The organism is Rhodococcus sp. (in: high G+C Gram-positive bacteria) (genome assembly GCF_049286785.1).
Classification (GTDB): domain Bacteria; phylum Actinomycetota; class Actinomycetes; order Mycobacteriales; family Mycobacteriaceae; genus Rhodococcus_F.
The window spans coordinates 1-9,558 of sequence record NZ_JBAQEO010000014.1 but is presented as its reverse complement, the minus strand read 5'-3'; the positions used below and the strand labels follow the sequence as shown (position 1 = coordinate 9,558).

Here is a 9,558-nt window from a genome sequence, read left to right as displayed (position 1 = left end):
TCGGCGAGCCTCCGGGAAAGTATGCCCTGATCTGGGATAATGGTTTCGTGCAGGGTGTGGAGCGGGCGGATCGTGAGTTGTTGGACGCGGAGGCGCTGGTCGGTCATGTGGTAGCCCCGGGCAGCATGTTCGCATTGCTGTCCCGTCATCGTCAGGATCTGTTTTCTGACGGGGAGTTCGAGGACCTGTTCCCGTCAAGGCCCTCGCCCGTCAGCACCAGGAGGCGATCTGGGCGCTGTATCAGACCATCAGCCGACTATGTTCTGTATTGCTGGAGTTCTATCCTGGTGCACTGCAGGCATTTCCGAATTTGAAGCACCGTGCCGCGGTCGCGGTGCTCTCCGCGGCGCCCACCCCGGCATCGGGTCGAGCCCTGACCAGACGCAAAGTTGTGGCGCTCCTGCATCACAGTGGCCGACGCAACGACCCGAACCTGGTCGAGCGGATCCTGCGGGAGCTGAAGACGCCCGCGCTCCGGCAGCCGCCGCAGGTCGAGGAGGCACTCGGTCATGCTGTCACCGGCCTGCTCGCCGTCATCGCCTCGATGCAGCAGTCCGTGGACAGCCTGGAGAACGCGCTGGGTCGCGAATTCGACAGCCACCCCCTCGCACCGATCCTGCGGTCGGCTCCGGGTCTCGGTCCGATTCTCGCCGCCCGGGTCCTGGCCGAGGTCGGCGACGATCCTGCACGGTTCGCGACGGCGAACGGGTTGCGCGCGTTCGCCGGCACCGCGCCGATCACCCGCGCCTCGGGCCGATCGCACTACGTCAAGGCGCGAAAGGTCCGCAACAAGCGACTCGGCGACGCCTGCCACTGGTGGGCGTTCGTCACCCTCACCAAATCAGCGGGCGCACGTGCCCACTACGACAAACGGCGAGCCGCCGGCGACCACCACAACGCCGCGCTGCGCAACCTCGCCAACAAGCTCCTCGGACGCATGTGGTGGTGTCTGCAACACAACGAACCCTGGGACGACCACGCCGCCTGGCCCGACCATCAGATCACGTCTCAACCGGCGGCTGCTTGACATCTGACCCGCGTGGGATGTCTACATCCCCGTGGGATCCTCGTGGTTGTTCTTGGCCACGGTGATCGACATCTGCTCACGCCGGGTGGTGGGCTGGTCCATCGCCGACCACATGCGCACCGATCTCGTCAGGGACGCGATCGAGATGGCGGTGCGCACCCGCGGCGGTGACGTCGGTGGCGTCATCTTCCACAGCGACCGCGGAACACAGTACACCGCAGCAGCTTTCGTCGATGTATGCCGCCGTCATGGGATCCAGCAGAGTCGGGGACGGGTCGGGTCAAGTTACGATAATGCTCTCGCCGAGTCGTTCTTCCAAGGACTCAAGAGGGAGTGGCTGCACGGGCGGAGTTGGACGTCGAAGTCGCAGGCACGGCTGGAGCTGTTCGAGTGGCTCTCGTACTTCAATCGACGTCGCCGTCACTCCGCCCTCGGATACCTCACCCCGGTGGAGTTCGAACAACGACTGATCGCGTCGTCTACGCTGTCAGTCGCCGCATGAAATCCGGTGTCCACCTTCAAGGGGCAACCTCAGAAGATATCAAGGTAGGACTCCAGCGGTGCGAGCCGCTCATGTTGGAACGTAGCCTTTATCGGCCCGAGTCTGTCGCCCATCATGACGTTGATGGCGTTCATCGCCAGCGCCTGGTTCTTCTCCACCATCTGACGCCGGTCGAAGTCGTTGTGGAGGATCGTCGAGTACGAGTAGATCGCCGATCCCGGCGACGTGGTCAGTCGCGCGGTGTCGGCCGGCGCAAGGTTCCCCAGGAAGCGGCAAAAGTTCGTGATCGCTTCGCCCACTGTCTCGGCATTGCGCAGGATCACGCTCAACGGTCCGAGCGACGCGATGCTTTGCATGCGACCGAGGCGCAACCCGAAGTCGAGGCAGTCGAATTCGCGGGCTGCGTGTCCGAGCACCGCGGCAGCGTCTTCGTAGCGGACATACCGGTCGAAGTCGCCTGCCGTGAGCGGGTCTATGCCGTGGGCCCGGAGAAGCGCGTCGGCATCGCCGCCGAGTTTAGTGATGAGCTCATCTACCCGGGATATCAGCGAACTCCGCGTCAAGACTGCCACGGATCACAGTGTGGGGCGGGTGTCGTACAAAGACAAGTTCTGTTGAGGGATGGTGCTGCATTACCGCTGAACGGAGGTGATGCATGTGAATGAGTAACGACTGTTGTACCTCAGGTCGTCGATGACACCAGTCCTGTTCGGACGGCATCCTCCGCATAATGGGTCGGTGCCGGTGATGGGTGCGCTGGCAGTGTCGGCGGCCGTATCCATCATCTATGTGTACGAACCGGACCTGGATGAGCTGGCCTGCGTGTCGTAGCCGAACGAAAGACGGTCAGCGCGTGATTCTCAGAGAGACCGACCAAAGTCACTCGAGACAGGACCACGCGATGACCACTGCCCACGATATCGACCTACGCCGTGGCTACTTCCGGATCTTCGGGCTCACCGCCCATCGACTCCTGATCGGGTTTACAGCTGCCGCGATGAACGTGGTGACGCTGCGGTACCGGCACCTCGAACGGAACCTGCCCGACCCCTGGGGGACGGTCCTCCGGGAACCGGAACCCGAACTCGGCGCAGTCCATCGCGAGGGCGAGGCTCTAGCCGGCCATCGCGACCTGGGGAAACTGCTGCGCAGAACGGCACCTAGCGGCCCCGCTCCGTCCCTGGGACTCCGGTCCCAGGGGAGTGACCTCGGCCAAATGCCGGAAATCAGCCGCCAGGGAACAGATTTGCCGGGCTGGAGAACCCCGAACCCAGTGAAATGAGGCGACGCCCAAGCCTTGGTCCTCATAAAGCGGGCCAGATCGACCGAAAATCCCGATTCGAGCGGGTGGCGTGCTGATAGGTGAACCCGATCGCGCTTGATTGGTGAACACCCTCTGGAGCCGATGACGGGAATCGAACCCGCGTATTCAGCTTGGGAAGCTGATGTTCTGCCATTGAACTACATCGGCGGCGCATGATATTGGGCGCCCTTGGGCAGGCCCAACACCCTGCGGCGGAAACATTATCAGATGGTGGTGGGGCAGGTGACCGGTGCCACGCGGTTGGTCAGACGAGTGCCCGGCCGGTCTTGATTCGTCGTCGCAGATCCCGCATCAGGAGGTTGTAGGGGAACTCGCGCAGCGGTGCGGGCAGGCGCCGGCTGACGGCGCCGACGGTGCTCATGGTCCGGTCGAAACGTCGCTGGTCCTTGTCGGTCCAGGTCAGTCGCATCTCGTCGCGGAACCGCTGGGGGAGGAAGCCTCGGGTGAAGAAGAGGTTCATCGGGCCGACGAGGCGGGAGATGATGGGGTGCACGAACTCGAGGCGTGCGATGGACAGCACGTGTTCGCGGATGGTGTCGTCGATGGACACCTTCTCGAGGGCGTTGTTCCAGTATTCTTCGAACGCCTCGCGGTCGGCGGGCCACATGTCCTCGGGCACCTGCAAGGTGGTGCCGAAGGTGGCACCTTCCTTGTAGAAGTACTCGGAGGCCTCGGGTGACAGTTCGCCGTGCAGCGCCCGGGTTACGTCCTCGAAGCCGCGGTAGATGCAGGCAGCCACCCATAACTGCAGTTCGGGATCGAACGCGTTGTACTGCACCGGGCTGTCGGGGGTCGACCGGACCTTCGCGTGGGCACGGTTGACGCCCTTGCGGAAGAGGGCCTTTTCTTCGTCGGTGCCGCGGGCCGCCACGACGAGGTACGTCAAGGTGGTCCGGCTGCGTTTGATCGGGTGCCGGAACAGTTGGCCGGACTCGACCTTGCTTTCGTAGACGCCGTACCCGACTCCGGGATGGGCCAACTGCATGATGATGTTCGCGGCACCTGCAACCAGGCCTGCGCCGTCCATTGCTTGGTCGAGACGATCCGGAACCTCGAATGACGTCGACATATCTGCTCCCCTGTTCCAGCCCGGCAAATCGATATCTGAACACGACCGTACTCAGATATATGTCACGCGTCCAGAGTCGAGTGGGAAGATGTCGGTATGGCGATCACGGCAGTGCACTCGGGCGGGCACCCGGAAGGCGGGCACTCGCGGGACGGAAAGCCGGACCGTGGGCGCATCTACGGGGGTCAGGAGGGCGACGAGCGCCGATCCGAGCGCCGTGCGCAGCTGATCGAGGCCGGCCTCGACATCCTGGGTGGGGAGGAGAACGCCACCCTCTCGGTGCGGGGAGTCTGCAAGAAGGCGGGCCTCGCCACCCGCTACTTCTACGAGAACTTCGCTGATCGGGACGCCATGACCGTCGCCGTCTACGAGCACGTCGTCGAACGCCTGGCCACCAGCACGTTGGAGGCCGTCTCCGCGGCGGGGGCAGGTGAACGCGAGATCGTGCACGCAGGGGTCAGCAACATCGTCCGCGAGGTGGCCGCGGATCCGCGGCGCGGCCGTCTGCTGTTCTCGGTGGCGCTGTCGAGCACGGTGCTGGCCCAGCGGCGACTCGAGAGTGCGCGGGTGTTCGCCGGGCTCGTGACCAAGCAGGCTGTCGGCTTCTACGAAGTGGCGGAAAGTCCCCGTCTCGATCTGGCCGCGTACTTCATGGTCGGTGGGCTCGCACAGGCGCTCACCGCATGGCTGAACGGCACGGTCTCCCTCCAGGAGGAGGAGTTGGTGGACGCCTGCACCGATCTGCTGCTCTCGATGGCTATCCACACCCGCTAACCTCTACCTGTGCTCCTCTCCGATCGTGACATTCGTGCCGAAGTTTCCGCTGGACGCCTGGGCATCGAGCCGTTCGACGACTCCCTGGTCCAGCCCTCGAGCGTGGATGTTCGACTCGACAGCCTGTTCCGGGTGTTCAACAACACCCGCTACACGCACATCGACCCAGCTCAGCGCCAGGACGAGCTGACATCGCTGGTGGAACCGGCGGCCGGGGAGCCTTTCGTTCTGCATCCCGGTGAGTTCGTTCTCGGGTCCACCCTCGAGGTGTGTTCGTTGCCCGACGACCTGGCCGGACGGCTGGAGGGCAAGTCGTCGCTGGGCCGGCTCGGCCTGCTCACGCACTCGACGGCCGGCTTCATCGACCCCGGATTCAACGGCCACATCACACTCGAACTGTCGAACGTCGCGAACCTGCCCATCACACTGTGGCCGGGAATGAAGATCGGCCAGCTGTGCCTGCTCCGGTTGTCGAGCGCCGCCGAGCATCCGTATGGCAGCGCTTCGGTCGGCTCCAAGTACCAGGGACAGCGGGGGCCCACACCGTCGAAGGCGTATCTCAACTTCATCCACGGCTGAATTCGGCTGGAAGAGACGACACAGGTCCCGGCAATGCAGGTCCCACCCGTGCAGCACCGGACCCTGCGCACCGCATTCCGGACGGAGTGCGACGAGTACGCGGTCACCGTCCCCGCCTCGGGCGACCCCGCCCTGATTCTGATCCCGCATGCGACGGAACCGTCCGGCATGGTGTTTTACCTGCACGGACGCACCGGCGACGAGACGGTCATCCACGATCGTGCACAGGTGCGGGACGCCCTGCTCGACGCCGGGTACATCGTCGCCTGCCCGTTCCTGCACGGCGACCGATGGGGAAACCGGCAGGCGCAGGACGACCTTTGCGCTCTGGACGACTGGGTGAACGGCCGGTGGCCCGCGCCGCGCCGCTTCGTGATCGGCGAGTCGATGGGCGGCAACGCCGCCGCCAACGCGCTGCGCCTGCGTGAGATCGACTGGGATGGTGCGGTGTTCATCGCCCCATCGTTGTCGATGCAGGCGGTGTGGGAACGGGGCGGGGCCGGCCGCGAGACACTCTCCGCCGCATACGGACTGGCGGCCGACGGGCACGACCTCGAATCGAGAACCGACGGCTGGGACGCCGTGCGACACCATCCCGGAGACTATGCCGGGGTTCGTGTCCTGGTGTACGCGTCCGCTGACGACGAGATCGCGAACATCCCCGAAGTCACCGGACCCTGGGCCGACCGGCTCAGGCGCGCCACCGGCACAGTGGAATTTCTGGTGGTGAGCGGAGAGCATGTGTCGGACGACCATTTCCGGCCTGCGGAACTGGTGTCGTTCTTCGGTGCGAGATGAACGCCGGGAGGACTCCGCATCCACGGGAGGCCTCCCGCACCGGTCATGCCTTCGTCTTGCCCGAGGTGTCGAGGCGGAAGATGTGGGCGAAGAAGTCCTTGATCGCCTGAATTTTCTCGTTGGTCAATTCCATGGCGTGGTGGCGTGATTCTTCGAGGGCCGAGGACATGGCGCAATCCCTTCGTTGTCGGTCGCTGCAGAACACCCGATAGTGTGCATCAGACTTTTGACGTCGGTGTGACGAATCCGCTACGTCGAGATGGACAGTGCGCGCCGCCAGAACGGCAAGCGTCCGAGCGCGTTCGCAACGTGCGCCGGCCTTTCCGCATGACGACGAGCGAAGCGGGAGGTCAGCATATGCCCAGCACGCGCTCGAGCACGCGGAGCTCGTGTCCGAGCCGTGCCGGGATCGACTTCAGATTCGGTACCGCACGGCGGCAACCTGTCACGCCGAACGAGATGATGTCGTCGTTGCTGGTGCAGGTGATATTCAGGGCTTGCCCATCCGTCGGCACCGACAGCGGGTAGATGGCTTCGAGACGTGCACCGTTCCAGTACAGGGGAGCGCGTGGGCCCGGAACGTTGGAAATGATCACGTTGAACGGCGGCCGGATTCGGGCGTTGTGTCCGAACAGGATACTGGCGGCCGCAGGGGCGGTGCCCAGCGCGCTCATGGCGAGGATCTGGGTGGCGCTCATCGACTGGAGCGCCGTCTTGCCGTCGGTCATGCAGGTACTGATCTTGGCGAGCCGATCCAGGGGGTCGGAGAGGTCGGTGCCGAGGTTGCACATCAGCGACCCGACGTTGTTCCCGTTGGCCGCTTCGCGCTGATCCTCCAGCGAGACGGGGACCATCGCGATCAGTGCCTCGTCGGGGAGTGCGTCGAGGTCGTCGAGGTAGCTGCGGAGTGCACCGGAGGACATGGCGAGCACGACGTCGTTGATCGTGGCATCGCCGAGTTTGGCCACCAGGCGGAGGCGCTCGAGCGGCCAGGACTGCGCCGCGAACGCACGGGCGCCGGTGATCGGCACATTGAACGGGGTCCGGGGGGCGGAGAGCGTGAGCGGCCCGCCCTTGTCGCGCACCGCTCTGGAGACGGTTCCGGTGAGAGCGGGAACGAGACCGGCGACCTCGCCGACGGTGCCCCGCGCGGTGCGCAGTGTGGAACCGGCCAGATTCGACAGGGTGAATCCGCCCGTGCGTGGCTTCGGTTTCGCCTTACGCGGCTCCCACGGCGCCGGCATGTCGCGTTCGTCCGAATCTTCGCTCAGCGCATTGCGCAACATCTTCATCGCAGTGACGCCGTCGGCGACGGCGTGGTGGATCTTGGTGTATACGGCGAAGCGTCCGTCGCTCAGTCCCTCGATGAGGTGCATCTCCCAGAGTGGTCGATGGCGGTCGAGGAGCGAGCTGTGCAACCTCGAGCACAATGTCATCAGCTCTGCTTCCCCTCCGGGAGCGGGAAGGGCGTCGTGTCGGATGTGATGGTCGAGGTCGAGGTCGTCGACAGTCTCCCAGTACCACTGCCCCAGCGAGGTCAGTGATCGCCGCGGGCGCTGGGCGAGCTTGGGGGCCACGTCGGTGCCGGCCGCCACTGCACGATCGAATGCCTCCCGAATATCGTGCGGGTCAGTGCCTTCCGGTGGCTGAAAGATCTCGATGCCGCCGACGTGCAACGGATGCTCGCGGGACTCACCGAGAAGGAACATCGAATCAAGAGGTGACATGGGGAGCGGCATCTGAAGCCCTTTCCATACCGGCGACGACTTCCCGGGTTTCGGGGCGTGCGTCGGTGGTCTGAGGTTGGGGTCATGGCGGAGCCCCTCTTGTTAGAGGCCACCATGGATAACGGAACAGTCTGGGAAAAATCACGACACCGTGACCTTGACCTTGATAGTTCTACATGGTTTGCGTGAGCCGTGCCACTAGACAAATGTCCAGGTTTGGCTCCGCGTGCGTGCAAAGCGAACAGAGTGTGAATAGCTCGAATTATCTGCACTCGGTGCATATTCCAGCCGTCTGCAACCGAAGATCACTTCTGATCGCGCGTAAATGGCTCGGTTCCAGACGAATTGGACTGTGTTGTGTGCCCGCGTCTTCCGAATGGAATTCGATCACACAACATATTCGGTGTGTTCACGACGACAGATTTTCCGGCAGTCCGCAGGTGTCGAACAATTCGACATCGAAGAAGCTGACGACATGGGAGACACCGCGGTTCGTAACCTCGAGGACATGGAACTGGAACGGCCGGTGAACTCCGTCCTCGCCCCGCATGTAGAGCCCGAAGGCGGGCTGACCATTGGCCGTCGTGGGAAGCAGGCGCATATCGCCCGGTCCGTTGGCGGGGCATTGCGTACTCACGAGGCGGCCGATGGCCTCGCCGCCGAGGTACCACCCGTCGAACGGCGGCATCTCCCAGACTGCATCCTCGGTGAACAGTGCGACGATCGCATCGACGTCGTAATTCTCGAATGCGGCGACATAACGGTCGAGGCGTTCGCGTTCGGCGGCGGAATCCGGCTCGACGAGTGTGTCCGAATCGGGGTTCACGAGCTGGAGCTGCGTGCGGGCGCGTTGCAGCAGGCTGTTGACAGCAGTGGTGCTGGTGTCGAGGGCCTCGGCAACTTCGGACGCCTTCCACTGCAGCACGTCGCGCAGGACGAGCACGGACCGTTGCCTGGGGGGCAGGTGCTGGAGCGCAGCGATGAACGCCAGCCGCACCGACTCGCGGGAGGTGACGATGGTGGCCGGGTCGCTCGCGTCGTCGTCGATCAGCCGGCCGGGGAGGGGGCCCAGCCAGGGCACCTCATGGCGCTCGACGAGTTCCGCTGTGGGATCGGAGTCGGGCGCGCCGAGCCCGCTGGGAAGCGGACGCTTGGCCCTGCTCTGTAGCGCGGTGAGGCACGTGTTGGTGGCTATCTTGTACAACCACGTGCGCAGCGAGGCCTGCTGCTGGTATCCCGCATATCCCCGCCAGGCGCGGATGAGCGTTTCCTGTAGTTGGTCCTCGGCGTCGTGAAGCGAGCCCATCATGCGATAGCAGTGAGCGAGTAATTCACGCCGATAGGGATGGGCGAGCGCGAGGAAATCCTCGTCGAGCGACCCTGCAGCCGTCATGATTGGAGCTTACTGCGATGCTCCGACAGATGCCGCCCTCGCGCTCGCCGCGGCTGCGACCCGTCTCAGCCGACCAGCGGCGTGCCGGTCTCGAGGAGCGTCTTGAGACCGCTCAGCACCTCGTTCCAGCCGCCGCCCGCACCCTCGGGCTCCAGCTTGCCTGCCGTCATCACCGCGAGGCCCGGCGCGTTCGTGAGATCGTGCGTCACCGTCAATTTGGTGACGCCGGGTCGGGACGTTTCCGCAATCTCGTAGGTCAGCGTCGTGAATCCCTCGACCTCGTCGGGAGACATCAGCATGCGCCACGTCTGGACCAGCCGGTTCGGCGGATGCGATTCGATCACCTGTCCGTCGATGATGATGTC

At 64.4% G+C, this 9,558-nt stretch carries 12 protein-coding genes, 1 tRNA gene and 1 pseudogene; 7 read left to right on the top strand and 7 right to left on the bottom strand.

What is annotated here, in order from left to right; all coding sequences use genetic code 11:
• Positions 1–268 precede the first annotated feature (268 nt).
• Together WAW17_RS00595 and WAW17_RS00590 are read left to right on the top strand one after the other, a co-directional pair.
• Positions 269–1,027 (top strand): transposase, encoded by a 759-nt coding sequence (locus WAW17_RS00595; protein ID WP_422331091.1) that lies wholly within the window; start codon positions 269–271, stop codon positions 1,025–1,027.
• 22 nt (positions 1,028–1,049) lie between these two features.
• A pseudogene (locus WAW17_RS00590) lies at positions 1,050–1,529 on the top strand (IS3 family transposase); the annotation flags it as partial.
• Between the two features lie 29 nt (positions 1,530–1,558).
• Here the strand turns inward: WAW17_RS00590 and WAW17_RS00585 are convergent.
• Entirely contained in the window at positions 1,559–2,101 is a 543-nt protein-coding gene (locus tag WAW17_RS00585; RefSeq protein ID WP_422331090.1) for an AraC family transcriptional regulator ligand-binding domain-containing protein, read from the bottom strand.
• Between the two features lie 121 nt (positions 2,102–2,222).
• On the opposite strand from WAW17_RS00585, the gene WAW17_RS00580 reads away from it, so the two are divergent.
• Together WAW17_RS00580 and WAW17_RS00575 are read left to right on the top strand one after the other, a co-directional pair.
• The gene (locus WAW17_RS00580) at positions 2,223–2,360 is read left to right on the top strand and encodes a hypothetical protein (protein WP_422331089.1); all 138 of its coding nucleotides are present in this window, start codon (positions 2,223–2,225) and stop codon (positions 2,358–2,360) included.
• A gap of 70 nt (positions 2,361–2,430) precedes the next feature.
• Positions 2,431–2,811: a hypothetical protein gene (locus WAW17_RS00575; protein ID WP_422331088.1), complete on the top strand. Its 381-nt coding sequence runs from the start codon at positions 2,431–2,433 to the stop codon at positions 2,809–2,811.
• A gap of 115 nt (positions 2,812–2,926) precedes the next feature.
• Here WAW17_RS00575 and WAW17_RS00570 read toward each other — a convergent pair.
• Positions 2,927–3,000, bottom strand: a tRNA-Gly gene (locus tag WAW17_RS00570).
• A 97-nt stretch (positions 3,001–3,097) separates the two neighbouring features.
• A complete protein-coding gene (locus WAW17_RS00565; RefSeq protein ID WP_422331087.1) occupies positions 3,098–3,922 on the bottom strand; it encodes an oxygenase MpaB family protein in 825 nt (274 codons plus the stop codon).
• A gap of 96 nt (positions 3,923–4,018) precedes the next feature.
• On the opposite strand from WAW17_RS00565, the gene WAW17_RS00560 reads away from it, so the two are divergent.
• The 3 genes from WAW17_RS00560 to WAW17_RS00550 are packed head-to-tail and all read left to right on the top strand — an operon-like array spanning position 4,019 to position 6,073.
• Positions 4,019–4,696, top strand: coding sequence for a TetR/AcrR family transcriptional regulator (locus WAW17_RS00560; RefSeq protein WP_422331086.1), 678 nt, complete (start codon positions 4,019–4,021; stop codon positions 4,694–4,696).
• A gap of 9 nt (positions 4,697–4,705) precedes the next feature.
• A complete protein-coding gene (gene dcd, locus WAW17_RS00555; RefSeq protein ID WP_422331085.1) occupies positions 4,706–5,275 on the top strand; it encodes a dCTP deaminase in 570 nt (189 codons plus the stop codon).
• 33 nt (positions 5,276–5,308) lie between these two features.
• Positions 5,309–6,073 carry an alpha/beta hydrolase family protein gene (locus WAW17_RS00550; protein WP_422331084.1) on the top strand — a complete coding sequence of 255 codons (765 nt, stop codon included), beginning with the start codon at positions 5,309–5,311 and terminating at the stop codon, positions 6,071–6,073.
• Positions 6,074–6,116: 43 nt separating this feature from the next.
• On the opposite strand, the gene WAW17_RS00545 is transcribed toward WAW17_RS00550, so the two are convergent.
• The 4 genes from WAW17_RS00545 to WAW17_RS00530 all read right to left on the bottom strand — a co-directional run.
• Positions 6,117–6,242: a hypothetical protein gene (locus WAW17_RS00545; protein WP_422331083.1), complete on the bottom strand. Its 126-nt coding sequence runs from the start codon at positions 6,240–6,242 to the stop codon at positions 6,117–6,119.
• A gap of 181 nt (positions 6,243–6,423) precedes the next feature.
• Positions 6,424–7,812 (bottom strand): WS/DGAT/MGAT family O-acyltransferase, encoded by a 1,389-nt coding sequence (locus WAW17_RS00540; protein WP_422331082.1) that lies wholly within the window; start codon positions 7,810–7,812, stop codon positions 6,424–6,426.
• A gap of 397 nt (positions 7,813–8,209) precedes the next feature.
• A complete protein-coding gene (locus WAW17_RS00535) occupies positions 8,210–9,193 on the bottom strand; it encodes a sigma-70 family RNA polymerase sigma factor (protein ID WP_422331081.1) in 984 nt (327 codons plus the stop codon).
• A gap of 65 nt (positions 9,194–9,258) precedes the next feature.
• Positions 9,259–9,558: SRPBCC domain-containing protein (locus WAW17_RS00530; RefSeq protein WP_422331080.1), on the bottom strand; the 300-nt coding region annotated here is incomplete at its 5' end.